This window comes from Pseudomonas sp. YH-1 (assembly GCF_051990045.1).
GTDB classification, from domain to species: Bacteria; Pseudomonadota; Gammaproteobacteria; order Pseudomonadales; family Pseudomonadaceae; genus Pseudomonas; species Pseudomonas nicosulfuronedens.
Genome location: NZ_CP178184.1, coordinates 4,301,952 through 4,327,793, shown reverse-complemented (window position 1 = coordinate 4,327,793; position 25,842 = coordinate 4,301,952). Strand labels below are relative to the sequence as shown.

Genomic DNA, 25,842 nt, shown 5'->3' with positions numbered 1-25,842 from the left:
ACCAAATTAACCATTTGGTACATTTTGACTCCACAGGCCTGCCCCATAGGCCATACAAGAACAACGGAGCCAAATTCCATGCCGCAAACCCTGCTCGTGCTCAACGGGCCAAACCTCAACCTGCTCGGCACCCGCGAACCGGCTACGTACGGCCACGAAACCCTCGACGACATTGCCGCGCTTTGCCAGCGCACCGCCACCGAACTGGGTCTGGAAATCGAGTTTCAGCAGACCAACCACGAAGGCCAGCTGATCGACTGGATCCACCAGGCGCGTGGCCGCTGCGCCGGGATACTGATCAACCCCGCCGCCTGGACCCACACGTCGGTGGCGATTCGCGATGCGCTGGCCGCCGTGGAGTTGCCGGTGATCGAAGTGCACTTGTCCAACGTGCACAAGCGCGAGGAGTTCCGGCATCACTCGTTCGTCTCCGCCATCGCCTTGGGCGTGATTGCCGGGCTGGGCAGCGACGGCTACCGCGCCGGCATCCAGCACTTTGCCAAGCTGTTGCAGGGAGACGCGCCGTGAACGACTACCGCACTGTGCTGGCTGGGCTGATCGGTGCCGGCATCCAGGCTTCGCGCACCCCGGCCCTGCATGAGCGCGAAGGCGACGCCCAGGGGCTGCGCTATCTCTATCGGCTCATCGACCTGGACAGCCTGGGCGTGGATGCCGGCGCCCTGCCCGACCTGCTCGCCGCCGCTGAACGCATGGGCTACACCGGGCTGAACATCACCTTCCCCTGCAAGCAGGCGGTGATTCCGCTGCTGCACGAGCTGTCCGACGAGGCGCGCGGCATCGGCGCGGTGAATACCGTGGTACTACGCGAGGGCAAGCGGATCGGCCACAACACCGACTGCCTGGGCTTTGCCGAAGGCTTTCGGCGCAACCTCGGCGATGCCGCGCGCGAGCGTGTGGTGCAACTGGGCGCCGGCGGTGCGGGTGCCGCCGTGGCCCATGCGCTGCTCAGCGAAGGTGTGCGGCAGCTGACGATCTTCGAAGTGGACTCGGCCCGCGCCCAGGCGCTGGTGGACAACCTCAACGCGCATTTCGGCGGACAGCGCGCGCGGGTCGGTCACGACCTGGCCGGCGCAGTCACCGAAGCGGACGGGCTGGTCAACACCACGCCCGTGGGCATGGCCAAGCTCCCCGGCGCGCCCCTGCCGCTGGAGTTGCTGCACTCGGGCCTGTGGGTAGCCGAGATCATCTACTTCCCGCTGGAGACCGAGCTGCTGAGGCATGCCCGCCACCTCGGCTGCCGCACGCTGGATGGCGGCAACATGGCGGTGTTCCAGGCGGTGAAGGCGTTCGAGCTGTTCAGCGGCGTGCCGGCGGATGCGGAACGCATGTTGGCGCATTTCGCCAAGATGTGAGTTTACAAAGAGCGTAGGAGCGAGCTTGCTCGCGAACAACCTTCGCTCCAGATCCGAATCCGGTTACGGCTGCACGTACCGTAAAACCGCCTCGATGATCATCTCCTTGTGCCGCGCCTTGATCGCCGAGTCCTCCAGCTCGACCTGGAACAGCGAGCCGACGGTGTGACGGTTGGACACCCGATAGAAACAGAACCCGCTGATCAGCATGTGCACGTCGATGGCCTGCAGGCCATCGCGGAACGCGCCGCTGGCGGCGCCGCGCACGAGGATGTCCTCGATGGTACGCAGGATGTTGCTGTTCATCGAACGGATCGCCTCGGAGCCGGAGGCGAACTGGCCGTAGTGGATGTTCTCGATGCTGACGATACGCACGAAGTCGACGTTGCGGTCGTGGTGGTCGAAGGTGAAGTCCACCAGCCGGCGCATGGCTTCCAGCGGCTCCAGCTCGGCCAGGTGCAGGGTCTGCTCGGTGCCGCGAATGTCGCCGTAGAGTTTCTCCAGCACCGCCTGGTAGAGCTGCTCCTTGCTGCCGAAGTAGTAGTAGATCATCCGCTTCGAGGTGTTCATGCGCTCGGCGATGGCATCCACTCGCGCCCCGGACAGCCCCTGCTGGACGAACTCGACGATGGCCGCCTGGAGGATGTCCTCGCGGGTCTTCTCCGGGTTGTTCTTGCGGCCCCGGCGGGCAGTTTCAGCAGGAGTCGGCTGGGTGGCGCTGTCGGTCATGGCTTTGCATCGTCAGGCAGGCGCCAGGGGCGACTGCTTCATGGTGAAGAGGTGCGCGGATTATGCGCGCCCCTACGCCTTTCAGGCAAAGCGCAGCGGCTCAGACCTTCGGTCGACGCGTGGTGCCGTTGCGCGCCTGGGCCATGGCCGCCAGGCGCACGGCGACGTTGGCCGCGCCGTAACCCGCATAGCCGCCACGACGCTGGATGATTTCGAAGAAGAAGCGCTCCTCGAACGGCTCGGTGTACACATGGAACAGCTCGCCGCCGTTGGCGTCCCGGTCGTAGAGCACGTTGAAGTACGCCAACTCGCTGAGGAACTCGTCATCGAAGTCGAAGCGCGCCGCAAGGTCGTCGTAGTAATTGAGCGGGATTTCCAGCAGTGGCACGCCGGCATCCTTGGCCCGCGCGACTTCGGCGAAGATGTCCTCGCAGGCGAAGGCGATGTGGTGGACGCCGGAGCCGCGATAACTGGACAACGCATGGGAAATCGCCGTGTTGCGGTTCTCCGAGATGTTCAGCGGCAGCCGCACGCTGCCGTTGGCGCTGCGCAGGGCGCGGCTCTTCACCAGACCGTAAGGGTCGGGCAGCACCACTTCGTCGTCGGCCTCGAAGTCGAACAGGCCCTTGTAGAACAACACCCAGCTGTCCAGCCCATCCGCCGGCAGCGCCATGGCCATGTGGTCGATGCGCTGCAGCTGGCCGCTGGGCTGGGCCTCGGGATCGAGACGGAAGTCGACGTCATAGATGGTCTGCCCGGCGGCACGCGCTTCGACCAGGTAGATCAGGCTACCGTCCGGAGCACGCACGGCGGGAATCTCCCGCTCGTTGGGGCCGACCAGCCCGCGATACGGTTGTCCCTTGTAGTCCTGCGCACGCTCCAGCGCACTGGCGGCGTCACGCACACGCAAGGCGGTGGCGCACAGCGACGGGCCGTGGGCTTCGAAGAAGCTGTGGCCGAAGGAATATGGCTCGGCATTCAGTACGATGTTGATGTCGCCCTGACGCAGCAGGCTCACCGCCTTGGAGCGGTGTTCGCCCGCACGGGCGAAGCCCAGGCGCTCCAGCCAGTTGCCCAGGCGTGCGCCAAGCGCTTCGTCGACAGCGAACTCAAGGAACTCGACGCCGTCGAGCTGGCTGGCCGGCGGCGGTGCGAACAGGCAGCCAAGCTGTTCCTGCGGGGCGCCTTGGTCGAGCAGACGCTCGCGGGTTTTCTCCTCCAGGTACAGCAGCGAACGCAGGCCGTCGGCGGCGTTGGCGCGCGGCGGCGCAGCGCGGAAGCCGTCATTGAAGATTTCCAGCGACAACGGACCGCGATAGCCGCTCTTCAGGATCGGCGCGAGGAAGCCCGGCAGGTCGAACTCGCCCTGCCCGGGGAAGTTGCGAAAGTGCCGGCTCCACTCCAGTACGTCCATGGCCAGGATCGGCGCGTCGGCCATCTGCACGAAGAAGATCTTCTCCCCCGGAATCTGCGCGATGCCGGCCGAGTCGCCCTTCAGCGAGAGGGTATGGAAGCTGTCGAGGATCACCCCCAGCGCCGGGTGGTTCACCTCCCGCACCAGGTCCCAGACTTGCTGCCAGGTGTTCACGTGGCGCCCCCAGGCCAGCGCCTCGTACCCCACGCGCAGGCCACGGGTACCGGCGCGCTCGGCAGCAAGGCCGAGATCCTCGAGGAGGAAGTCGCGCTCGCCCAGGGAGTCGGCGGCGACGTTGCTGCACATCAGCACCAGGTCGGTGCCCAGCTCCTGCATCAGGTCGAACTTGCGTTCCAGGCGGTCGAGGTTGCGCGGCAGGCGGTCGCGGCGGCAGCCCTCGAAGTCGCGGAACGGCTGGAACAGGGTGATCGCCAGCCCCAGATCCGCGCATAGCCGGCGTACGTCGCGCGGGCTGCCGCCGTAGTAGAGGAGATCGTTCTCGAAGATTTCCACGCCGTCGAAACCGGCGGCAGCGATGGCTTCGAGTTTGTCCGGCAGGGTTCCGCTCAAGGAAACGGTGGCGATCGAACGTTGCATCTCTGGACTCCTGCCGGGCGGGGTGAGGGGCTTGTTGGAATCGGTCTCCGGCTGCGTCTGATTATTCTGGCGGTCCCGGCCGGCAGCAATTTAAAGTGTACTAACTGGTTAGTTTTGTGTTCGATTACCGAACCAAAGGCCGTTTATCGAATTGACGCTCCTCCGGTCGCTGCTCAAGATTTAGCCACGTCGACGCAATCCGGCTGCCCGGGGACCTGCCTCAATCCCTGGAACAACGACAGCCGCTGCGAGATGGCCTGCGTGTCATCCATAACAATTTCAAGAACGGGTAAATGCTCATGTACATCCCCCACCCTCGCCTCGCTGCTTCCATCCCTCATCCGCAAACCGTCCTGGCCCGCCTGATGCCAGGGTTATGCAGCCTGCTCGGCCGCCATCGCGCCCACTGATTTTCGCCAGCCACCGCATGCCCCTCCTCAAGTCCACGCCGATCGGCGGTGGAGCACGGGGAACGCCTGCGGCACGACAATAATTCCTGAGGCTGCGCGTCAGCCCGATAACGGATGGCCCCGATCATGATCCATACGCAATCCGCTCCCCTCGCCGCCGTCGCTCCGCACGGTTCCTCCTTCTTCGGCAAGGTGCGTGGCGCCATGGCCGTCGGCAAGGTGCGCTGGGGCATGCTCGCCCTGGTGTTCTTCGCCACTACCCTGAACTACATCGACCGCGCCGCCCTGGGCGTGATGCAGCCGATCCTCGCCGAGAAGATGGCCTGGACGGCCATGGACTACGCCAACATCAACTTCTGGTTCCAGGTAGGCTACGCCATCGGCTTTGTGCTGCAGGGCCGGCTGATCGACCGCATCGGCGTGAAGCGCGCGTTCTTCTTCGCCGTGCTGCTGTGGAGCTTCGCCACCGGCGCCCACGGCCTGGCCACTTCGGCAGCCGGCTTCATGGTCTGCCGCTTTATCCTCGGCCTGACCGAGGCGGCCAACTACCCGGCCTGCGTAAAGACCACGCGTCTGTGGTTCCCGGCCGGCGAACGTGCGGTGGCGACCGGCATCTTCAACGCTGGCACCAACGTCGGAGCCATGGTTACGCCCGCCCTGCTGCCGCTGATCCTCTCGGTCTGGGGCTGGCAGGCGGCGTTCCTGTGCATGAGCGCGCTGGGCTTCGTCTGGGTGGTGCTGTGGAGCCTGAAGTACTTCAACCCCGAAGAGCACCCGACGGTGAAGCAGAGTGAACTGGACTACATCCAGGACGCCGACGAGCCGCCCGCCGAACGCGTGCCCTTCTCCGCCGTACTGCGCATGCGCGGCACCTGGGCCTTCGCCCTGGCCTATTCGCTGACCGCCCCGGTGTTCTGGTTCTACCTCTACTGGCTGCCGCCCTTCCTCAACCAGCAGTACGGCCTGGGCATCAGCGTCACCCAGATGGGCATCCCGCTGATGCTGATCTGGTTGACCGCCGACTTCGGCAGCATCGGCGGCGGCATCCTGTCGTCGTGGCTGATTGGCCGCGGCATGAACTCCATCCACGCACGCCTGCTGTCGATGTTCATCTGCGCCTGCGCCATCATCGGCGTGATCTTCGCCGCCAAGGCCAGCGGCCTGTGGATCGCCGTGGCCGCCATCGCCCTGGGCGTGGGTGCGCACCAGGCCTGGACGGCGAACATCTGGAGCCTGGTGATGGACTACACGCCCAAGCACCTGATGAGCACGGTCTTCGGGTTTGGCGGCATGTTCGCGGCGATTGGCGGCATGTTCATGACCCAGGTCGTCGGCTACATCCTCACCGTCACCCACAACAACTACGCGATCCTCTTCACCATCATCCCGACCATGTACTTCCTCGCGCTGGCCTGGATGTTCTTCATGGCCCCCCGCAAGGTGCCGGGCACACAGGCGTGAGATCGACTCGCGCAGGGCGCATAACCTGGAACAGGTTATCCGCCGATGCCGGCGTGACGGACGACACAAGGCCGGCATAACACCTGTCCCGCTACGAACAACCCCACCAATTGGCGGGGCTCTTCATTGCGCTCACTGTTTCAGCGGCGTCAGCACCGGGGCGTTCTCGTCCAGCAGCATCCACACCAGCAGCTTGGCCGGCTTCTGGTTGCTGGCATTACGCGACACCAGGTGTGGTGTGTTCGGTGCCTCGTACCAGGACTGGCCGGCCTGGTAGGTCACCGGCTTCTGCCCTTCCAACTGGGAGATCACTGCGCCTTCGAGCACGTAGGCGAACACCGAGCCACTGTGCACATGGGCGCCGGAGGCCTGCCCGGGCTCATAGGACACCGTGATCATCAGGCCTTTCTTGCCAGCGGCGTCGGGGAGTTTCTGTTCCTGCTGGACCTCGATCTTCTCGGCATTGGCCGCGTCGCCGTGGGCGAAAACGGGCAGGCTCAGGGCCAGGCCGAGGCCGGCGAACAGGAACTTCAGGGACGTGGATGCGAGCATGGTGGAATCCTCGGGTGGTCAGGTCGTGGGATTCACGCTACGCCTCGCGAGGTGGCGGACCAACAGCCAATTCCGCGGAAGATCGGGGTGCCATTCGTGGATACCGGATGGTTCGTGCCATGCGGGTTCGCGAGCAAGGACTGGGCATCCCCCTCGGTCCTACCGGTAAAGCCGGTCTGCTCTTCGTAGGAGCGAGCTTGCTCGCGAACCGGTGCACCAGCCCAAAAAGAAAGCCCCGCACGCTGGCGGGGCTTTCGAGGTGCGGCAAAGGATCAGCCCAGCAATGCACTCAAATCCAGCAACCCATCCTTGCGCGGCGGGCACCAGTAGTAGCCGCCGGTCAGCGGTCGGCTGAAGCGGTACAGCGCGTCGGTGATGCCGTCCTCCAGCCCGCTCATGCGGCGCAGTTGCACTTCGAAGGCATCCAGGGTGCAGCCGAAGGCGAGGAACATCAGCCCGGCGTCCTGGCCCTGGGTCCAGGGCATGGAGCGGCGCACGATGAAGGCTTCCGGCTCGAAGCTCTCCTGGGCGGTGCGCTTGACGTGGGCGGACTCCGGCGCGTCGTCCAGTTCTTCGTTGTCGCTCAGGCGACGGCCCATGATGTCGTCGCGCTCGTGCTGTGGCAGCGCGGCGAAGTCCTGCAACTGGTGGCGCCATTGCTGGATCGCGGCGAAGCTGCCGCCGGCCCGCCCGGTTTCACCTTCGACGATGGCGGCGGCGATGGCGTCGTCGTCCTGCGGGTTCTCGGTACCGTCCTCGTAGCCGGTCAGGTCGTGGCCGCTGCCGTGGCGGAAGGCTTCGGTCAGGCTGGTCAGCTCCAAAGCCGGGGCCAGCAGGGCCTGGACTTCCTGGGTACGCAGCAGCAGCTCGCCGCGCTCGTTGCCACGCAGCCAGACCCACAGGGCATGCGGGGTCGAAGGGTTGTCGACGCCCACCCCGGAGATCGCCGGGAACTCGCGCAGCCCCTCGATACGACGGCCGAGCGCACGCACCAGCGACTCACCGAAGCCAACCACCGCGCGCTCGCCATCGGCGAACTGCAGCAGGCGATCCAGCGCGGCAGGCAGGTCCTGCAGCGACTTCAGATCGAAGAACAGGTGGCGGGCGTGGGCGGGAACCGGGGTGGCGAGAATGCCGGGCTGGTGAAGGCTCATGACAGCGTCCTTGAACGAAAGAGCGGCGATTCTAATCGCCCCGCGCACGAATCCAAACCGCTCTGTATCAAGGACTTGGCGATCAGTTCGCGGAGGTGTCGAGCTTGCGCTTATGCCGATGCCGCACGTAGCGCCACAACGCCAGACCGGCGAACACCAGCACCACCATGGCGAACACCGGCAGGCGGTAAGGCCGCAGGTTGCCCAGCCACTGCTCCAGCAGCTGGCCGGCCCAATAGCCGGCGCTGGCGAACAGCAGCGCCCAGCAGAAGGCACCGAGCAGGTTGATCAGCAGAAAGCGCAGCGGGCCTACCCGGCTCGCGCCGATCAGCAGTGGCCCGGCCAGCCGCATGCCGTAGAGAAAGCGCACCGCGAAGATCGACAGATGCGGATAGCGTTCGATCAGAGCGGTGACCCGCTCGATGGCCAGCCCGCGTCGTTGCAGCCAGGGTACGGCACGGTCGCCCGCGCGGCGGCCGGCCCAGAACAGCAACTGGTCGCCCAGGGTCCCCGCCAGCGTCGCCCACACCACCACCGGCGTGAAGCCCAGCAGCCCCTGATGCGCCGCGATGCCCGCCAACAGCAGCATCGACTCGCCCTCCAGCAGGCAACCGAGGAAAAGCACCGGATAGCCGTAGCTGGAAAGCAGTTGGGCCAGATCGAGATGCTCGAACATGAGGGTCCTTCGAAAGCGTGCCGTGCCAAGAGCCTAGCGGCTTGGCGGATGTTCTGCTTATCGAACATCGACTGTAAAAAATAATCGACTAAACGGTCACTCCAGATCGTTAGCAACCAATCAAATCAATCCTTTAGCTACACCATTCGTCTAAGGATGTAATTTTTTTCGCTCATGAGCGATTCAAGTGTTTGACATATTTAACGGATTTGGCAGACTGCGGCCCGTTGTCGCAACTGGTTACGTTTTTCCGGCTCCACTGCCTGGTGCACCGGATGACCTCGGCCGCGCAACACAACAAAAACAACTTTGTCAGTCGTGGCCCACCTGCCCGAGTTTCGTCTCGGCAGCACGGTTCCCGGCGAGCCAACGGAACGAACAAATGCTGATCTGGTTTGTAGCGGTGTATCTGGTGATCACCGTAGCTGTCGGTTTCTACGCCACCACCCGCGTGCACAACTCCTCGGACTACGCGGCCGCCGGTCGTAGCATGTCCTTCCCCCTCGTCGTGACCATGGTGTTCGCCACCTGGTTCGGCTCCGAAGCCGTGCTGGGCATTCCGGCCACCTTCCTCGAAGAAGGCTTCGCCGGAATCATCGAAGACCCCTTCGGCTCCTTCGGTTGCCTGATGCTGGTCGGCGTGGTCTTCGCCCGCCCGCTGTACCGTCTGAACCTGCTCACCATCGGTGACTTCTTCCGCAAGCGCTTCGGCCAGCACGTGGAAATCTTCACCAGCCTGGTGATCATCATTTCCTACATGGGCTGGGTCGCCGCACAGATCACCGCGCTGGGCGTGGTCTTCAGCGTGCTCTCCGACGGCGGCATCACCACCACCCAGGGCATGATCATCGGCACCATCATCGTCCTGCTGCACACCCTGTTCGGTGGCATGTGGTCGGTGGCGCTGACTGACTTCCTGCAGATGATCATCATCGTCTGCGGCCTGTTCTACCTGGTCTGGCTGATCGGCGACATGGCCGGCGGCCCGGTCAACGTGATCAGCCATGCCGCCAGCGAAGGCAAGTTCACCTTCCTGCACGGCACCTCGGCCAAGGACATCGTCGCCTTCCTCGGCGCCGCGGTAACCATGATGTTCGGCTCCATCCCGCAGCAGGACGTGTATGCCCGCGTGATGTCGGCCAAGACCGAGACGATCGCCAAGCGCGCCACCATGACCGGTGCCTGCTGCTACCTGGTCTTCTGCATGCTGCCGATCTTCCTGATCTACGCCGCGCAGATGATCGAGCCGGAGATGGTCAAGCACTGGCTGACCGAAGACTCCCAGCAGATCCTGCCGCGCCTGATCCTGGAACGCACCCCGCTGTTCGCCCAGATCATGTTCTTCGGCGCCCTGCTCTCGGCGATCATGTCCTCCGCCTCCGGTGCCCTGCTGGCCCCGTCGGTGACCCTGACCGAGAACATCGTCAAGCACTTCCTGCCCAACATGAATGACCGCCAGGCCCTGCTGGCCATGCGTTGCAGCGTGCTGGCGATGACCGTCGCCACCTGCCTGTTCGCCCTGCTGTCCAACGCCAGCATCTACGAGATGGTTGGCAACGCCTACAAGGTGACCCTGGTCGCCGCCGTGGTGCCGCTGTTCTTCGGCCTGTTCTGGAAGCGCGCCACTACCCAGGGTGCCCTGACCGCCATCGCCTGCGGCCTGATCGGCTGGGTATCGCTGGAGCTGGGCCACCAGGAAGGCGACTTCTGGCCGCCGCAGCTGGTGGGCCTGATCTGCAGCGCCATCGGCATGATCGCCGGCTCCCTGGCTCCGCAATTCAGCGCACACCGTGGCGAAAGCGTGTCGGACATGGCCGCCGCCGCTGCCAGCAACTGATTGCCTGAGCAAAGACGAAAAAGCCCCGCCTGATGCGGGGCTTTTTCATGGGCGTCGTCAGAAGGTGAAATCCACCGCTGCAAACAGCGCCCGCCCCGGCTGATTGTAGGTACTGGCGCCGGCGCTGCTGGCATTGCCTTCACGATAGATCTGCTTGTCGAAGACGTTGTTCACGCCCACCCGCACCTTGTAGTTCCGAGTGAAGGCGTAGCCGGCGCTGACATCCACGAGGCCATAGGGATCGAGATCCTGTTGTGCGGCCTCGTCGTAGTCCTCCTGCAGGCGATAGTTGTAGCTGGGCGACTCCTGCTTGCCGTAGTAGGTGCCGGCCAGCTGGAACGACAGCTGGTCGGTGGCCTGCCAGTCCAGTGTGGTGTTGACCGTGTATTTGGGAATCACGCTCAGCGGCTCGCCGGTGTCGCGATCGTCGTTCTTCATCATCACCGTGAGGTTGGTGTTCCAGTCCAGGGTCGGCGTCAGCTCGACGAAGAAGTTGCCCTCGACACCCTCTACCAGCGCCTTGTCGGCATTCACCCACTGGGTGACACGGCGCCCGCTGTTGATGGTGTAGAGCACATCGGTGCCACCGATGATCTTGTTCTTGTAGTCGTTGCGGAAGTAGGTTCCGCTGACGCGCCAGTCGCCCTTGTCGTAGAGCAGGCCGATTTCCTTGTTGATGCTGGTTTCCGGCTTCAGGTCGGCATTGCCCACCAGGTAGCAACCACCGGAGTTGGTCTGGTTCACGCTGCAGCCGTTACCGCGGCTGTACAGCAGGTAGTTGGGATTGGACTGGTACAGGTTCGGCGTCTTGTAGGCGCGAGCGATGCCGCCCTTGATGCTCAGCGCGTCGGTGATCTGGTGCGCCAGGTTCAAGCTCGGACTCCAGTTGTCGCCGAACTGGTTGTGGTGGTCGAAGCGCAGGCCGGGCGTAAGGGTGGTGTCGCCGTACTGGATGTTGTCCTCGACGAACAATGCGTTGCTGCTGGCGGTCATCTTCGAATCGGAGCGGTCGAATCCGGCAATCGCATCGCCCGAGCCGTTGCTCGGATCGAAGCTCTGCGGGCGGAACGAGCCCTGGTCGTTGAGCGACTCGTAGAGGTATTCACCGCCAAGGGTCAGCATGTGCGGGGTCTCGCCCCAGGCCAGCGGCAGGTTCACCTCGCTGCTGGCGCGGGTATTGCGCAACCGCGACATGGCCGCGCCGGTATCGTTGATCGAGCCTTCCGGCCCGCCGGCCAGGCCTTCGTTCATCCGCCAGTTGCGCACGTACTCATAGTTCAGCGAGCTCTTGGTGGTGCCCCAGTCGAAGTGGCCGAGGTGGGTCAGGTCCCAGGTACTGCGCTGGATGACATTGGTCTCGTGGCCGTAGAGGCTGGAGATGTAGTCGATGTCGCCGCCGCCATTGCTGTTCATGGTGTCGCCGGCATAGATGTTGCCCTGGCGCCCATAGCCGGCGCTCAGTTCCAGGGTGTGTTCGTCGTTGACCCGCCAGCTCAGCAGGCCGTCGATGTCCTTGTTGCGCACACCCTCGCGACCGGCCGGCAGCGCCGCCTTGGCCTGGTCAGCGTTGATGTCGAGGTCGTCCGCATCGGTCTTCGACAGACCGCCGTAGGTGCGGAAGGTCAGGTTGTCCGCCAGGGCGCCGCTGAGGTTGAAGTTGGCGCGCTGGCTGGCGCCCTCGGCCTTGTCCTCGGGCATCAGCGTGTAAAGGCTGACCTGCCCCTTGAGCTCTTCGCTCGGGCGCTTGGTAATGATGTTCACCACCCCGCCCATGGCGCCGGATCCATAGCGCGCCGCTGCCGGACCGCGAAGGATCTCGATTCGCTCCACCGCCTCGGCCGGTACCCAGTTGGTATCGCCCCGGGTATCGCGGTCGCCGTTCCAGCCATAGCGCACGGCATTACGCGAACTGGAGGGCTTGCCGTCGATGAGGATCAGGGTGTTTTCCGGGCCCATGCCGCGCAGGTCGATCTGCCGGTTGTTGCCGCGGGCACCACTGGCGCTGTTGCCGGTCAGGTTCACGCCGGGCTGGCGCCGGATGATCTCCGACAGGTCGTTGGCCGGCGGGTGGCGCTCGATGTCCTCGGCGGTGATCACCGAGGAGCCCAGCGCCTGCTTGGCCTCCTGCTCCGCGGTGACGACGGTTTCGCCGAATTCCACGACGTCACCGGGGATCTCGGCATCGGCGGCCATCACGGCCAGCGGCTGAAACGACAGGACCATGGCCAGCGCCAGGCGATTAGGGGTGAATAGGGACTCCATGTGTGCTCTCCACGCAACTGCAGGGGCAAGTCGACCTCCCCGGCGGCGCAGTATTCGCGGACTCCCCCGGTCGATCAGGTCGACTCAGGCGTATAGAGGGTATCCATATGCAGATGCGAATCACTATTATTTACTAAATTTACGAAACGCCCCTTTGCGTTGTTGACAGGAGCAGACAGCCTCTGCCGCCTACCGCTTGCTGGATGCACTGATCCGCCTGGACGCCTGATCCGCGCGGAACATGTGACTGGCGGCGCATCCCTGCCTATCCTGAAACTCGACCCGTCGAGGACAGACGAACCAGCCAGCCCGCCCCAGCACGGACCCGGCCCCATGGACAGCCCCCTGACATCGCGCCCCGGCGCAGCGCTCCGGCCCCTCGACGACGCCCCTGGCACTCGTCGCCCGTCCACGGTGGCCGCATGAAGCGCTGGAGCCGCAAGCCCCTGACCCTGCGCGTACTGATCCTGGTCTTTGTCCTGCTTGCCGCCCTGGCAACCCTCGGCAATAGCCTGTACATGGCCTATACCGTGCAACGCTCGGCCCTGATCCACTCGACCCTGGAAGCCAACCGCGCCTATGCCGCCAAAGTCGCCTCGAGCATCAGCGAATTCATTCATTCGGCGCAGCGCAACCTGGCCTTCAGCGCCAATATCCTCGCCGCGCACCAGGGCGACCACGCCGTATTGCGTGCTGAAGCGATGCGCCTGCAATCCCAGGACACCTACTTCAACTCGATCGCCGTCGTCGACGCCCAAGGCAAGGTACTGGAGGCCTATCCCGACTCCCTGCAGATAGTCGGCACCACACTGCGCTCGGTCGGCGTTCAACAGGCGCTGCAACTCAAGCGCCCGACAGTCAGCCAGGCCTACGTATCCATTGCCGGCAACCTGGTGGTGTTCATCTCCCAGCCGATCATCAGCCCCTCCGGCGAATACCTCGGGCTGGTCGGAGGCTCGGTGTACATCCTCAAGCAGAGCGTGCTGCACACCATCATCGGCAGCCACTTCCACCACGAGGGCACCTATGCCTTTGTCGCCGACGCCAACCGCCGCCTGCTCCACCACCCCGAGGCTCAGCGTGTGGGCGAACTGCTCAAGGACAATCCGACCGTGGAGTCCGCCCTGCGAGGCGAAACCGGCTCGATGGAAGTGCAGAACACCCAGGGCATGGAAATGCTCGCCGGCTACGCCCAGGTACCTGAAGCCAACTGGGCGGTGGTGGCACAGAAGCCGCGCGACCTGAGCCTGGCCCCGCTGGGCCTGCTGATGAAAGACATGTTCTTCGGCCTGATCCCCGCCAGCCTGCTGGGCGTGCTGCTGATCTGGGGCGGCGCCCTGCTGATCACCCGGCCGTTGCGGCAACTGGCCTACAGTGCCGAGCGCCTGTCGGCGCCGGAAACGCCGGGCGAGCTGCGCGCCATCAATACCTGGTACCGCGAGGCCGCAGCCATTCGACAGGCGCTTTTGACGGGTGTAGGGCTCATGCAGCAGAAGCTCGGCCGGCTCAGCCAGGAAGCCCAGAGCGACGCCCTCACCGGCCTGGCCAACCGCCGCGCACTGAGTGCGGCCCTGATAACACTCGAGCAGTCTGCCCTACCCTATGCGGTGCTGCTGCTGGATATCGATCACTTCAAGCAGGTCAACGACAGCTGGGGTCACGACGCCGGCGACGAAGCTTTGCGCCAGGTCGCCAGCGTGCTGCGCGACTCTTCCCGCGCCGAAGACCTGGCCTGCCGCTCCGGGGGTGAAGAGTTCGTCCTGCTGCTGCCGGGGACAAGCCTGGAAGCCGCTCGTAGCATCGCCGAACGTATCCGCGAGACAGTCGCCGGCACGCTGATTCCGCAGGTGGGCAAGGTCACCCTGTCCATTGGCGTGGCCGAGAGCGGCGGCACATCGCGTCCGTCCGATGCCGTGCTCAAGCAGGCCGACCAGCGCCTGTACAGCGCCAAGCAGGCCGGCCGCAACCGGGTTGTCAGCAGCGACGCGCCCTGACCTGTCGCGCTGCGGATAAACCGTTCGTCCCCTTTCTCCGAACAGCCGAGCCGTGCCACCAGTCTTACCTGAACACGGCGCGCGCTCGTCCCGACTCCCTGCGCCACCCGGTCATCGGGTTTTAGTCAATCGAAGGAGGTGCCGACGATGGGCTGGAACGATCATCAGGACGTGGAACTCACCGACGGGCTTCGTCGTCTGCTCGACGAAGGAACGCTGGATGCCAACGGCGACCCGGCGATACTCGCCCAGTACATCCTCAACCACGGCTTGGCCGCCCTGTCCGAGGACCAACAACAGCAGTTCCAACGGGAGCTGCTGCCCTTGCTCAACTGTCGAGCACGAAGCGAAGGGCTGATGCCGCAGGGCGAGTTGGACGCGCTGATCAACGACCCGGGCAATGAAGACCCCGGTTCACTGATCGAGGTGGAAACCTCGGAAGGCTTGAACCTGCGACGCTGATCCCCCACGACGGCTCCCTCGCGGTGGACCAGGGGCGATCCCCTAACCCGTGCCCCTGACCCTCAGCAACAGGGAATACAGCTGCTCGCGGTCGAACGGCTTGGGCAGTCGCGGGACCGAGTCGGCGAGGATGTCAGGACGACCGGCGTAACCGGTGGTGAGCACGCAGGTCAGCGCCGGCTGGAGCAAGCGTACTTGCTGGATCAGCTGCATGCCGTCCATGTCCGGCATGGCGAAGTCGGTGATCAGCAGGTCGAACGGTGACTGCTCCAGCAAGCCAAGCGCCGTGCGCGCTGACTCGGCACGGGATACCTGGCACCCCAGATCGGCCAGCAGCGCGCTGGTGCCCATGAGCACCAGCGCGTCGTCGTCCACCACCAAGACCCGAAGGCCCAGGGGTTCATCCGGGTCAGCACTCATCTCAATCGGAGTGGCCACTTCCGGCACCGGCGATTCCGCCTTGGGCTTGACCGCCGGCAGCCAGATCTCCGCCGTGGTACCCATGCCGGGTGTGCTGCGCAGTAACAAGGCACCACCCTGCTGCTGGGCCAGCCCGTGGACGATCGAGAGCCCGAGGCCAGTGCCCTTGCCGGTGGCCTTGGTGGTGAAGAAGGGCTCGGCAGCGCGGCGCAGGGTGTCCTCGTCCATGCCCTGCCCGGAGTCGGTGACCGCCAGGCAGACATAGTCACCGGCTGTCAGCTTGCCGCTCTGGCGCGGCCCGACCTGGGCGTTGCGCGCCGAAAAGGTGATGCTGCCACCGCCAGGCATGGCGTCACGGGCGTTGGTGGCAAGGTTGATGATCGCCAGCTCCAACTGGTTCTGGTCACTCATCACGCAGTCCAGTTGCAGCGGAAAGCGGGTTTCCAGGGCGATGGTCGGCCCCAGGGAGCTGACCAGCAGCTCGCTCATGTCCTGCAGCAGCACGGGTAGCTGGATCGGTTGCGGGAACAGCCGCTGCTTGCGGGCGAAGGCCAGCATCCGCTGGGTCAGCTGGGCACCACGGCGGGTCGCTTCCAGGGCATTGCGCCAGATGCCCTGGACCTTTTCGTTATCGCGGGGCAGCTGCCGCTCCAGCAATTGCAGGCCGCCGAGGATCACCGTGAGCAGGTTATTGAAGTCATGGGCCACCCCACCGGTGAGCTGGCCGAGGGACTCCATCTTCTGCGACTGGATCAGCTCGTCGCGGGCGCGCTCCAGTTCCTCCTGGGCGCGACGTTTGTCGGTGATGTCGCGGGTGATCTTGGCGAAGCCCAGCAGCTTGCCGGTATCGTCGAACACCGGGTCGATGACGATGTTGGCCCAGAAGCGCGAACCGTCCTTGCGCATCTGCAGGCGCTCTTCCTCGTAGCGTCCCTCGGCCAGCGCAGTATCCAGGCTGGCCTGCGGGACGCCGCCCTGGCGGTCCTCGTCGCAGTAAAAGCCGTCGAAATGTCGGCCGATGACCTCCTCCGGGTGATACCCCTTGATCCGCTCGGCTCCGGAGTTCCAGCTGGTGACATGGCCCTCGGCATCGAGCATGTACAGGGCATAATCGGTCACGCCATTGACCAGCAGACGGAACTGCTGCTCGCTGCGCCGCAGGGCCTGCTCGGTTTCATGCTGTTCAGTGCGGTCGCGGGTGATCTTGGCGAAACCCAGCAGCTCGCCATCGGCACTGCGAATGGCGTCGATCACCACGTGGGCCCAGAACGAACTGCCATCCCGGTGCAGACGCCATCCTTCACTCTCGTAACGGCCGACCCGCGCCGCCTCACCCAGGGCCAGCTCGGGCAGCCCGGCCTCACGGTCGGCGGGCGTGTAGAAGCGTGAAAAATGCTCGCCGAGAATCTCGTCGGCGGCGTAGCCCTTCAGCCGTTGCGCTCCGGAACTCCAGCTGCTGACCCGGCCATCGGGGTCAAGCATATAGATGGCATAGTCGGTAACCGCCTCGACCAGCAGACGGTAGCGCGCATCTTCGACGAGTTGGGCGGTGCTGGCGGTCGTGTCGGGCATCAGATCGGCTCTCTTGGCTCATTGGAGCAAAGCATAGGCGTAACGGCCCCATCGGAGATGCCGCCAGACGGCGCTCAATCCAGCGGCAGGTAGAGGCTGAACGCCGCGCCCTGCCCGGGCTCGCTGCGCAGTTCGATACGACCGCCGTGGGCCTGGACGATCTGCTCGGAGATGTACAACCCCAAACCCAGCCCAGCGATACGAGCCGCGCCGGCACCGCGCTCGAACTGCTGGAAGATGCGCCGCTGCTCATCGACGCCGATGCCGTCGCCATGGTCGCGTACGCAGAGCTGCGCCTGTCCCTCCTGCACTGCGACAGTCACCTCCACCGGTTGGCCGGGCCCATAGCGCAAGGCGTTGCTGACCAGATTGCTGATCACCTGCTCCAATCGGTAGGCGTCCCATACTCCCTCCACCACCTCGGGCGAATTCAGGCTCAGCTCGCAGCCAGCAGCCTGGGCCTGCACGGCGAAGTTGCCCAGCACGCGACGGGCGATGTCGGCGAGGTCGGCCGGTTCCGGGCGGATGGACAGCTTGCCCGTGCGAATGCGCGAGACATCGAGCATGTCTTCGATGAGTCGGTTCAGGCCGGTAAGCTGGCGTTCGTCGCGCTCGAACAGCACGCCAAGGCGGTCGGCCGCGAAGTGCTCCAGCTTGCCCTTGGCCAGGTGCAACCGACGCAGCTGGGTATCGAGCATCAGGCCATTGAGCGGCGTGCGCAGTTCATGGGAAACGATAGACATGAAATCGTCGCGCATCTTCACCGCGCGCTGCAGTTCCACCTGGGTTTCGCGCAGCTCGGCAAGCAGTGCATCCTGCTCCGCACGCGCCTGCTCCAGCGCTTCCAGCTGCCGTGCCAGCACCTTGCGCTGGCGGTACAGATCGACGAAGACGTTCACCTTGCTGCGCACCGCATGGTTGTCCAGCGGTTTGTAGAGAAAGTCCACCGCGCCGCTCTCGTAACCCTTGAAGGCATAGTTCAGCTCACGCCCGGCGGCGGTGACGAAGACGATGGGGATATTCTTGGTGCGCTCGGTGCCGCGCATCAGCTCGGCCAGGGCGAAACCGTCCATGCCCGGCATCTGCACGTCGAGCAGCGCCAGGGCGAATTCGTGCTCCAGCAGCAGCGACAGCGCCTCGTCCGCCGAGGACGCCTTGAATACCTCACGACCCTCGCCCTTGATCAAGGCCTCTAGTGCCAGCAGGTTCTCCGGCAGGTCATCGACGATCAGCAGTTTGCTTCCCTGGTTACGCAGCATGTGGGGTGCCCATTCGGGTCAGGAGCGCGTGAATCTCACGCAGCGGAAGAATGTAGTCCGGGGCATGCAATGCGATCGCCGCCTCCGGCATGGTGGACACGGCGGCTTCGGCCGGGTCCTGGACGATACTCAGCCCGCCCTGGCGCTGGATGCGCACCAGCCCCTCGGCGCCATCCTGGTTGGCACCCGTGAGCAGGATGCCCGCCAGCCCCTCCCGGTAGGCGTCGGACGCCGAGTCGAAGAGGATGTCGATCGACGGCCGGGAGAAGTTCCTCGGCGCCTCGCGACTCAGGGCGAAGGTGCGTTCCCGCTCGATGGACAGGTGATAGCCGGCGGCGGCGAAGTACAGCGTGCCGGCTTCCACCGGCGCCTTGTCACGGGCCTCTTGCACCGGGATCGCCAGGCGCCGGGCGAACAGGTCCACCAGCTGGCTCTCATGGTTTTCCGGCAGGTGCAGCACCGCCACCATGGGCAAGGCGAAGTCCGCCGGCAACCCGCCGAAAAGCTGGAACAGGGCGTCCACGCCGCCCGCAGAGGCGCCGATGACCACGGCCTGGATCGTGCGTTGCGCGCTCATCGCTTGCGAAACACCCGCTCGCGGCGATTCACCACTTCGAATTCCGAGGCGAAGTCGGTGAAGTCCAGACTTTCCTTGCTGCCCAGGCCGAGAAAACCCCGGTGGCACAGCGATTCGTGGAACAGCCCGATGGCGCGGTTCTGCAACTGGCGATTGAAGTAGATCAGCACGTTGCGACAGGAGACCAGGTGCGTCTCGGAGAACACGCTGTCGGTGGCCAGGCTGTGGTCGGCGAAGGTCACGTTGGCGCGCAGCATCTTGTCGAACAACGCGCCGTCGTAGGCCGCCGTGTAGTAGTCCGACAGCGAACCCTTGCCGCCGGCCGCGCGGTAGTTCTCGCTGGCCTGGGCCAGATCCTCGACGGCGTAGATACCGCGCTGGGCCTGTTCCAGCGAGCGCGGATTGATGTCGGTGGCATAGATCAGCGTGCGTTCGAGCAGACCTTCCTCGTGCAGCAGGATAGCCAGCGAATGCACTTCCTCGCCGGTGCTGCAGCCTGCCACCCACAGGCGCAGCGACGGGTAGGTTTGCAGCACCGGCACCACCTCCTGGCGCAGCGCGAGGAAATAGCTGGGGTCGCGGAACAGCTCGCTCACCGAGATGGTGAGGTACTGCAGCAGCTCATGGAAGGCGTGCGGGTCGTGCAGGATGCGCTCCTGCAGCGCCGATATGCTGCGGCACTCGAAGAGCTTGGTGGCATGCAGCACACGGCGCTTGAGCGAGGTGCCGGAGTAATCCCGGAAGTCGTAGCTGTACTTCAGGTAAATCGCCTCGATCAGGAGGCGCAGCTCGATATCCTGGCTGCGATCGGGCATGTCAGATGCGCTCCAGCTTCGGCAGCCAGACCCGGACCAGGGAGAACAGGCGATCCAGATCGATGGGCTTGGCCAGGTAATCATTCGCGCCCGCGCGCAGGCACAGCTCGTGGTCGTCCTTCATCGCCTTGGCGGTCACCGCGAGGATCGGCAGCTTCTTCCAGCGCGCGTCCTGGCGGATCAGCCGGGTCGCTTCGTAGCCGTCCATCTCCGGCATCATCACGTCCATCAGCACCAGGTCGATGTCGCTCACTTCATTGAGCTTCTCGATCGCTTCGCGGCCGTTGCGCGCCACTTCCACCCGCGCGCCCTTGTGCTCCAGGGCGCTGGTGAGGGCGAAGATATTGCGCACGTCGTCGTCCACCAGCAGGATGCGCCGCTCCTCGAACGCGCGGTCGCGATTACGCGAGGTGCGCAGCATGCGCTGGCGTTCGCTGGAGAGCTGCGACTCGACCTTGTGCAGGAACAGCGTCACTTCGTCCAGCAGGCGCTCCGGCGAGCGCGCGCCCTTGATGATGATCGAGCGTGAATACTTGAGCAGCTCGGCTTCCTCGTCACGGGTCAGGTTGCGCCCGGTGTAGACGATCACCGGCGGGAAGGAGCAGATGTCCTCCTCGCCCATGCGCTGCAGCAGTTCGTTGCCCTGCATGTCCGGCAGCTTGAGATCAATGATCATGCAGTCGTAGATGTTCTTGCGCAGCAGCTCCAGGGCCTGCGCCCCCTGCTCCACCGCGGTGATTTCGATGTCGTCGTCGCCGATCAGGCGCGAGACGCTGTCGCGCTGCAGTGGGTCGTCCTCCACCAGCAGGATGCGCTTGACCTCCTGGGTCAGCTTGGCTTCCAGCTTGCCGAACACCTCGCGCAGTTGCTCGCGGGTAGTGGGTTTCAAGGCATAACCGATGGCGCCCAGGTGCAGGGCCGCTTCACTGCGATCCTCCACCGACACCACATGCACCGGCACATGGCGGGTACGAGGGTTGGCCTTCAGGCGCTGCAGCACGGCGAGGCCGGATTCGTCGGGCAGGTGCATGTCCAGCAGGATGGCGTCGGGGCCGTGCTCATCGGCCAGGCGCAGGCCCTCCTCGGCGCCCATGGCGACCAGGCAGCGATAGCCCAGCTCGCGGGCCAGGTCATAGAGGATACGGGCGAACTTCGGCTCGTCCTCCACCACCAGCACGCAACGCTGCCCCACATTGACCTGCTCGCGGTCGTCGGCGAAGGCCGCCGCAGCCGGCGCGCGCACCACCGGCGGCGCGACCGGGGCCGGCGCCACGATTGGCGCGGGCGCACTGACGATTTTCTCTTCGGCAGGCGCCTGGTAGTTCAGTGGCAACAGCAGGCTGAACACACTGCCCTTGCCCGGCTCGCTGCTGACGATGATGCTGCCACCCAGCAGGTGCGCGAGGTCGCGGGAGATCGACAGGCCCAGGCCGGTACCGCCGTAGCGACGGTTGGTGGCGCCATCGGCCTGCTGGAAGGCTTCGAAGATGCGCGCAAGCTGGTCCTCGGCGATGCCGATACCGCTGTCGCGCACATCGAAGCGCAGGCCCTCGGGCGCGGCGCTCACACGCAGGGAAACCTCCCCGGCATCGGTGAACTTGAAGGCGTTGGACAGCAGGTTCTTGAGGATCTGCTCGACCCGCTGGCGGTCACTGTAGAGCAGCGTCGGCGCGCCCTCCTCGACCTCGGCGACGAAGCGCAGCCCCTTGTCATCGGCCTGTGGGCGGAACAGTGTTTCCACCGCCTCCACCAGACGCCGCACGTGGGCATTCTCCGGGCGCACCTCGAGCTTGCCGGCCTCGACCTTGGAGATGTCGAGGATGTCGTTGATCAGGTTGAGCAGGTCGTTGCCGGCGCCGTAGATCGACTCGGCGAACTTGATCTGCTCGTCATCGAGGTTGCCCTGCTCGTTGTCCGCCAGCAGGCGCGCCAGGATCAACGAACTGTTGAGCGGCGTGCGCAGCTCGTGGGACATGTTGGCGAGGAACTCGGACTTGTAGCGGCTGGCGCGCTGCAGTTCGTCGGCGCGGCCCTGCAGGTCCAGACGAGCCTGGTTCAGCTCGGTGTTCTTGCCGTCGAGGTCGTCGCGCTGGGCGGCCAGTTCCTGGGTCTGTTCGGCGAGACGTTCGTTGGTCTGCTCCAGTTCCGCCTGCTGGGCCTCCAGGTGCGCCTGGGACTCCTTGAGGACCCGCGACTGTTCCTCCAGCTCCTCGTTGGCGGTTTTCAGCTCTTCCTGCTGCACCTGCAGTTCTTCGTTGAGCTGCTGGGTTTCCGCCAGCACGTCTTGCAGGCGCTGGCGATGCAGCGCCGCCGCCACGGCACTGCCCAGGGTGTCGGCCACGCCCTGGAGGAACGCTTGCTCGCGGTCGCTCAGCGAGCGCAGGAAGCCCAGCTCCAGCACGCCGACCACGCCCCCCTCATTGAGCAACGGCAATAGCGCCACGCTCACCGGCGAGCCGTTGCCCAGCGCCGAATTGACCTTCAGATAGTCCGCCGGCAACCCGTCCAGCACACGCAGCTTGCGCTGGCGCGCGGCCTGGGCAATCAGGCTTTCATCGGCGGCGAAATATTCCACGCCTTCCTGTTCGCGGGCGAAGCCGAAGGTCGCGCCGCGCAGCAGGCCGCCATGGTCATCGCGCACGTACAACGCACCGATAGGCGACCCGACGAACTCGCCGAGGAACTCCATCAGGTTGCGTCCCAGCGAAGGCAGCGACTGCTGGCCGATCAACTGCTCGCTCAGGCGGCTCTGGCCATCGCGCAGCCAGGCCTGTTGCTGCAGCTGCTCGTTATGCAGCACCTGCCGCCGCAGGGACTCGGCGTAGGACTCGGACAGGCTGACCAGTTGCCGGCGCCCGAAGTAGGCCAGCAGCGTGCCCACCACGATGCTGAACACCAGGTAGAGCACCACCACGCCGGTGGACAGGGTCGAAGCGAACTGGTTGCGGTCGTGGCGCAGTTGCTGCTCGGTGTTGATCATCGCGCCGTACTGGACGCGGATGGCGTCCATCATGCTCTTGCCGCGCCCGGCCTTGATGGCGTCCGCCACGTCCTGGCCGCTGCGGCGCAGCTGGATCATCTCCTGGGCGAAGCTCAACCACTCTTCCTGCATGGAACCCAGGCGCTGCACGCGCTCCACCTGCGGGGGATTGTCGGCCACCAGTTCGGCGAGGTTCTTGAGCCCCGAATTGATGCGCGGCCGCGCCTGCTCCAGCGGTTCGAGGAAGCGTGGATCATTGGTGATCAGGAAGCCGCGCAGACCGCTTTCCTGGTCCACGCTCAGGCGCTGCATCTCGTTGGCGCTGGAGATCACCCGATCGGTGTGCTCGACCCACCCCAGCACGTCGAGCATGTAGAGAATCAGACCGATGAACAGCACCGCTCCCAGCAAACAGATGCCCAGCGGCAGCGCCATGTTGCGCGCGAGGATGCGGCGGAAGGCGCTTTCGTCGGCGACGACTTTCTGGTTCATCGATGGATTCCCTGATGCAGTCCTTCCCTGGAAGCAATCGGCCGGTGTGGCAGCGACGGCAAGAAAGCCAGGTAAGTGTTTGAAGTTATTGTAAGAACATTCTTAAAACGGCAGAAATATTAATGTGAAGCGTTGTAGGCTACACACCGGCTGGCCAATTGACACGCGACCCCGCACGGGCGTTCGAATTATTTGCGACCGGCCACGGAGAAAAGTGGAATCTTCTGTCACGGGGCCTTTCCAACGTCCGACAAGGAACAGAAGATCAATCGATCGCAGGATTTGCTCGATGCCAAGCTCCCAGGGGAACACCCCTATTTCGCCAGGCGATTTCCTCAACAGCAGTAGCGCCATGGCGCCGCTGATTCGTCAGCATGACTGGGCATCCTCCCCGCTCGGCCCCATGGATCAATGGCCGGCCATCCTCAAGGGCATCCTCGAAGTCGGGCTGAACTCGCGCCTGCCGGTGTGTATCTACTGGGGCCCCGAATTCATCCTGCTGTACAACGATGCCTGGAGTGCCATTCCCGGCGACAAGCACCCCGCCTGCCTGGGCCAACCGGCCCACGTCGCCTGGTCGGATATCTGGTCGATCCTCGACCCCATGTACAACGGCATCCTGCAGACCGGCGTCGCCGCCCACGAAGAAGATCGCCTGCTGCCCATGGTGCGGTTCGGCTACGTCGAAGAAGCCTACTTCACCTACAACGTCAGCCCGATATTCGGCCAGGACGGCAAGCCCGTCGGCCTGTTCAACACCGCCGTCGAGACCACCAGCAACGTCATCGAACAACGCCGCCAGCGCCTGCTCACGCGCCTGGCCGAACGTCTCGGGCAGGCCGAGGACAGCGCGCAGATCTGCGCCCGCGCTTTCGCCCTGCTTGCGGAAGCCAACCATGACGTGCCCTTCTGCCTGCTCTACCAGGCCGGCACCCTGCTCGGCTCCTGCGGCACCGACACCAGCGACCGTTTCGCGCCAGCGCAACTGACGCTCGACGACGACCCACTGCACCTGTTCAACGGTTTGAAGGAAGCCCATCAGTCCCCGCTGGGCAGCCAGTACGTGCGCGCCTTCGCACCCTGGCCGGAAGTGCTCGACAGCACCTATGCCACCCCGCTATCCGGCCACGTCGACAGCCTCGCGGTGTTCGGTATCAGCCCGCGCCGACGCCTGGACGAGCACTACGCGACCTTCTTCAAGGAACTGGCCGCCCTGCTCGGCCATGCGCTGGCCGCCGCCAGCCAGCGCACGGAGGAACGCCGGCAGAAGGAAGCGGTACAGGAAGAAGCCCGCCAGCGCACCCTGGAGCGCGACCGCGTCTGGACGGTCAGCCAGGACCTGCTCTGCGTGCTCGATCACCAGGGCGTGCTGCGCAGCGTCAACCCGGCCTGGTCCAGCCTGCTGGGCTGGAGCGAGGAGCAGCTCACCGGCCGCAGCAGCGAAGAGCTGGTGCATCCGGACGACCTCGCGCCGAGCATCGACATCCGTGCCACCCTGGCCCGTGGCGAGCGCCTGCAGCACTTCGAGAACCGCATGCGCCACGCCGACGGCAGCTACCGCTGGATTTCCTGGCACGCCACCGAGGAAAGCGGCGTGATCTATGGCTGCGGCCGCGACATCACCGAGCAGAAGCGCGGCGCCTTGCTGCTGGAGCAGGCGCAGGCTGCCCTGCTCAATGCCCAGCGCATGGAAGCCGTCGGCCAGCTCACCGGTGGCATCGCCCATGACTTCAACAACCTGCTGGCAAGCATTCGCTTCAGCCTCGACCTGATCACCCGACGCGCGCCGCCCAACGCCCAGCCGGAGCTGAGCCACATCCTTCACGCTGCCACCCAGGCCACCGAGCGCGCCGCCGAGCTGACCCACAACCTGCTGGCGTTTGCCCGTCGCCAGGCGCTGGCGATGCACCCGGTGGACCTCGCCCAACAGTTGCGCGACTGGCGCGATGAGCTGGTCGAATGCGCCGGCCCCGACGTCGCCCTGACGCTCGCCCTGGATGACGTGCAGAGCGTCCTGACCGACCGCGACCAGTTGCACAAGGCCATGCTCCACCTGGTGGAGAACGCCCGCGATGCCATGCCTGGCGGCGGACGCCTGGAGATCGCCCTGCAGGGCCAGGACATCCTCACCGGCGAACATGACCTGCCGGCCGGCGATTACCTCGCCCTCTCCCTGCAGGACAACGGCCAGGGCATGAGCAAGGCCACCCTGCCCCACGTCTTCGACCCCTTCTTTACTACCAAGGGCATCGGCCCCAACAGCGGGTTGGGCCTGTCGATGGTCTACGGCTTCATCAAACAATCCGGCGGGCACATCCGCCTGCGCAGCGAGTCCGGCCAGGGCACCTGCGTCACACTCTATTTCCCGAGAGGCAACTCAGTGGTCAGCATTCCCGACGTCCCGACGCCCCCCAATGAACCGGCCAACCAACCACTGTGCGTCCTGGTCGTCGAGGACAATGACCTGGTACGCATGCTCACCGTGGAAGTACTGGAGGAGATCGGCTACCAGGTACTGCAAGCCGAGGATGCTGAAGAGGCGTTGCCGATCCTGCAGGGCGACACCGTCATCCACCTGCTGCTGACCGACGTCGGCCTGCCGGGCATGAACGGCGAGGAGCTGGCCAGCGCCGCGCGGGATGTCCGTCCGGAGCTGCCAATCCTGTTCGCCACCGGCTTCGCCGAGATCGTCCACATCGATGGCAGCGAGCTGGCCACGCGCATGTCGATGATCGCCAAGCCCTTCTCCATCGACGCGTTGCGCGACAAGGTCAACGGCATGCTCGGGCGCAAGAACGGCTGATCG

Annotated in this window: 18 protein-coding genes; 7 read left to right on the top strand and 11 right to left on the bottom strand. The window is 65.0% G+C overall.

Annotation, left to right across the window (positions count from 1 at the left end):
- Positions 1-78 precede the first annotated feature (78 nt).
- Both aroQ and ACKI1H_RS19825 read left to right on the top strand, forming a co-directional pair.
- Entirely contained in the window at positions 79-528 is a 450-nt protein-coding gene (aroQ, locus tag ACKI1H_RS19830) for a type II 3-dehydroquinate dehydratase (RefSeq protein ID WP_440466046.1), read from the top strand.
- Positions 525-1,373, top strand: coding sequence for a shikimate dehydrogenase (locus ACKI1H_RS19825; protein WP_440466045.1), 849 nt, complete (start codon positions 525-527; stop codon positions 1,371-1,373). The genes aroQ and ACKI1H_RS19825 overlap by 4 nt, the downstream gene beginning before the upstream one ends.
- 63 nt (positions 1,374-1,436) lie before the next feature.
- Here the strand turns inward: ACKI1H_RS19825 and ACKI1H_RS19820 are convergent, their stop codons facing one another.
- Together ACKI1H_RS19820 and quiC are read right to left on the bottom strand one after the other, a co-directional pair.
- Entirely contained in the window at positions 1,437-2,102 is a 666-nt protein-coding gene (locus tag ACKI1H_RS19820) for a TetR family transcriptional regulator (RefSeq protein ID WP_440466044.1), read from the bottom strand.
- A 100-nt stretch (positions 2,103-2,202) separates the two neighbouring features.
- Positions 2,203-4,113 carry a 3-dehydroshikimate dehydratase QuiC gene (gene quiC / locus ACKI1H_RS19815; protein WP_440466043.1) on the bottom strand — a complete coding sequence of 637 codons (1,911 nt, stop codon included), beginning with the start codon at positions 4,111-4,113 and terminating at the stop codon, positions 2,203-2,205.
- Between the two features lie 536 nt (positions 4,114-4,649).
- Between quiC and ACKI1H_RS19810 the strand changes: the two genes are divergently transcribed.
- Positions 4,650-5,984: an MFS transporter gene (locus tag ACKI1H_RS19810; RefSeq protein WP_440466042.1), complete on the top strand. Its 1,335-nt coding sequence runs from the start codon at positions 4,650-4,652 to the stop codon at positions 5,982-5,984.
- 132 nt (positions 5,985-6,116) lie between these two features.
- Here the strand turns inward: ACKI1H_RS19810 and ACKI1H_RS19805 are convergent, their stop codons facing one another.
- From ACKI1H_RS19805 to ACKI1H_RS19795, 3 genes are all read right to left on the bottom strand, one after another.
- Positions 6,117-6,536 (bottom strand): cupin domain-containing protein, encoded by a 420-nt coding sequence (locus tag ACKI1H_RS19805; protein ID WP_440466041.1) that lies wholly within the window; start codon positions 6,534-6,536, stop codon positions 6,117-6,119.
- A gap of 272 nt (positions 6,537-6,808) precedes the next feature.
- The gene (locus tag ACKI1H_RS19800; RefSeq protein ID WP_440466040.1) at positions 6,809-7,690 is read right to left on the bottom strand and encodes a Dyp-type peroxidase; all 882 of its coding nucleotides are present in this window, start codon (positions 7,688-7,690) and stop codon (positions 6,809-6,811) included.
- An 82-nt stretch (positions 7,691-7,772) separates the two neighbouring features.
- Positions 7,773-8,366, bottom strand: a complete 594-nt coding sequence (locus ACKI1H_RS19795; RefSeq protein WP_440466039.1) for a DedA family protein — start codon at positions 8,364-8,366, stop codon at positions 7,773-7,775.
- Between the two features lie 382 nt (positions 8,367-8,748).
- Here ACKI1H_RS19795 and ACKI1H_RS19790 point away from each other — a divergent pair, with 382 nt between their 5' ends.
- A complete protein-coding gene (locus ACKI1H_RS19790; RefSeq protein ID WP_138523812.1) occupies positions 8,749-10,203 on the top strand; it encodes a sodium:solute symporter family protein in 1,455 nt (484 codons plus the stop codon).
- A gap of 57 nt (positions 10,204-10,260) precedes the next feature.
- Here the strand turns inward: ACKI1H_RS19790 and ACKI1H_RS19785 are convergent, their stop codons facing one another.
- A complete protein-coding gene (locus ACKI1H_RS19785; protein WP_138523810.1) occupies positions 10,261-12,465 on the bottom strand; it encodes a TonB-dependent siderophore receptor in 2,205 nt (734 codons plus the stop codon).
- Between the two features lie 422 nt (positions 12,466-12,887).
- Between ACKI1H_RS19785 and ACKI1H_RS19780 the strand changes: the two genes are divergently transcribed.
- Complete coding sequence (locus ACKI1H_RS19780) at positions 12,888-14,459, top strand: sensor domain-containing diguanylate cyclase (protein ID WP_440466038.1); 1,572 nt, start codon at positions 12,888-12,890, stop codon at positions 14,457-14,459.
- A gap of 147 nt (positions 14,460-14,606) precedes the next feature.
- The gene (locus tag ACKI1H_RS19775; protein ID WP_440466037.1) at positions 14,607-14,921 is read left to right on the top strand and encodes a hypothetical protein; all 315 of its coding nucleotides are present in this window, start codon (positions 14,607-14,609) and stop codon (positions 14,919-14,921) included.
- A 42-nt stretch (positions 14,922-14,963) separates the two neighbouring features.
- Here ACKI1H_RS19775 and ACKI1H_RS19770 read toward each other — a convergent pair whose 3' ends face one another.
- The 5 genes from ACKI1H_RS19770 to ACKI1H_RS19750 form a co-directional block, all read right to left on the bottom strand.
- A complete protein-coding gene (locus ACKI1H_RS19770) occupies positions 14,964-16,913 on the bottom strand; it encodes a PAS domain S-box protein (RefSeq protein WP_440466036.1) in 1,950 nt (649 codons plus the stop codon).
- 74 nt (positions 16,914-16,987) lie between these two features.
- Positions 16,988-18,172 carry a hybrid sensor histidine kinase/response regulator gene (locus tag ACKI1H_RS19765; protein WP_138523802.1) on the bottom strand — a complete coding sequence of 395 codons (1,185 nt, stop codon included), beginning with the start codon at positions 18,170-18,172 and terminating at the stop codon, positions 16,988-16,990.
- Entirely contained in the window at positions 18,162-18,749 is a 588-nt protein-coding gene (locus ACKI1H_RS19760) for a chemotaxis protein CheB (protein WP_440466035.1), read from the bottom strand. Before ACKI1H_RS19760 ends, ACKI1H_RS19765 begins: the two co-directional genes overlap by 11 nt.
- Complete coding sequence (locus ACKI1H_RS19755) at positions 18,746-19,564, bottom strand: CheR family methyltransferase (RefSeq protein WP_138523798.1); 819 nt, start codon at positions 19,562-19,564, stop codon at positions 18,746-18,748. Before ACKI1H_RS19755 ends, ACKI1H_RS19760 begins: the two co-directional genes overlap by 4 nt.
- Position 19,565: 1 nt before the next feature.
- Positions 19,566-23,036 carry a response regulator gene (locus ACKI1H_RS19750; RefSeq protein WP_440466034.1) on the bottom strand — a complete coding sequence of 1,157 codons (3,471 nt, stop codon included), beginning with the start codon at positions 23,034-23,036 and terminating at the stop codon, positions 19,566-19,568.
- A 289-nt stretch (positions 23,037-23,325) separates the two neighbouring features.
- Here ACKI1H_RS19750 and ACKI1H_RS19745 point away from each other — a divergent pair, with 289 nt between their 5' ends.
- Positions 23,326-25,839, top strand: a complete 2,514-nt coding sequence (locus tag ACKI1H_RS19745; protein WP_440466033.1) for an ATP-binding protein — start codon at positions 23,326-23,328, stop codon at positions 25,837-25,839.
- Positions 25,840-25,842 lie beyond the last annotated feature (3 nt).

Coding starts and splice junctions, on each gene's coding strand:
- aroQ (WP_440466046.1), top strand. CDS start 79: ATGCCGCAAACCCTGCTCGTGCTCAACGGGCCAAACCTCAACCTGCTC.
- ACKI1H_RS19820 (WP_440466044.1), bottom strand. CDS start 2,102: ATGACCGACAGCGCCACCCAGCCGACTCCTGCTGAAACTGCCCGCCGG.
- quiC (WP_440466043.1), bottom strand. CDS start 4,113: ATGCAACGTTCGATCGCCACCGTTTCCTTGAGCGGAACCCTGCCGGAC.
- ACKI1H_RS19810 (WP_440466042.1), top strand. CDS start 4,650: ATGATCCATACGCAATCCGCTCCCCTCGCCGCCGTCGCTCCGCACGGT.
- ACKI1H_RS19805 (WP_440466041.1), bottom strand. CDS start 6,536: ATGCTCGCATCCACGTCCCTGAAGTTCCTGTTCGCCGGCCTCGGCCTG.
- ACKI1H_RS19800 (WP_440466040.1), bottom strand. CDS start 7,690: ATGAGCCTTCACCAGCCCGGCATTCTCGCCACCCCGGTTCCCGCCCAC.
- ACKI1H_RS19795 (WP_440466039.1), bottom strand. CDS start 8,366: ATGTTCGAGCATCTCGATCTGGCCCAACTGCTTTCCAGCTACGGCTAT.
- ACKI1H_RS19790 (WP_138523812.1), top strand. CDS start 8,749: ATGCTGATCTGGTTTGTAGCGGTGTATCTGGTGATCACCGTAGCTGTC.
- ACKI1H_RS19785 (WP_138523810.1), bottom strand. CDS start 12,465: ATGGAGTCCCTATTCACCCCTAATCGCCTGGCGCTGGCCATGGTCCTG.
- ACKI1H_RS19780 (WP_440466038.1), top strand. CDS start 12,888: ATGAAGCGCTGGAGCCGCAAGCCCCTGACCCTGCGCGTACTGATCCTG.
- ACKI1H_RS19775 (WP_440466037.1), top strand. CDS start 14,607: ATGGGCTGGAACGATCATCAGGACGTGGAACTCACCGACGGGCTTCGT.
- ACKI1H_RS19770 (WP_440466036.1), bottom strand. CDS start 16,913: ATGCCCGACACGACCGCCAGCACCGCCCAACTCGTCGAAGATGCGCGC.
- ACKI1H_RS19765 (WP_138523802.1), bottom strand. CDS start 18,172: ATGCTGCGTAACCAGGGAAGCAAACTGCTGATCGTCGATGACCTGCCG.
- ACKI1H_RS19760 (WP_440466035.1), bottom strand. CDS start 18,749: ATGAGCGCGCAACGCACGATCCAGGCCGTGGTCATCGGCGCCTCTGCG.
- ACKI1H_RS19755 (WP_138523798.1), bottom strand. CDS start 19,564: ATGCCCGATCGCAGCCAGGATATCGAGCTGCGCCTCCTGATCGAGGCG.
- ACKI1H_RS19750 (WP_440466034.1), bottom strand. CDS start 23,036: ATGAACCAGAAAGTCGTCGCCGACGAAAGCGCCTTCCGCCGCATCCTC.
- ACKI1H_RS19745 (WP_440466033.1), top strand. CDS start 23,326: ATGCCAAGCTCCCAGGGGAACACCCCTATTTCGCCAGGCGATTTCCTC.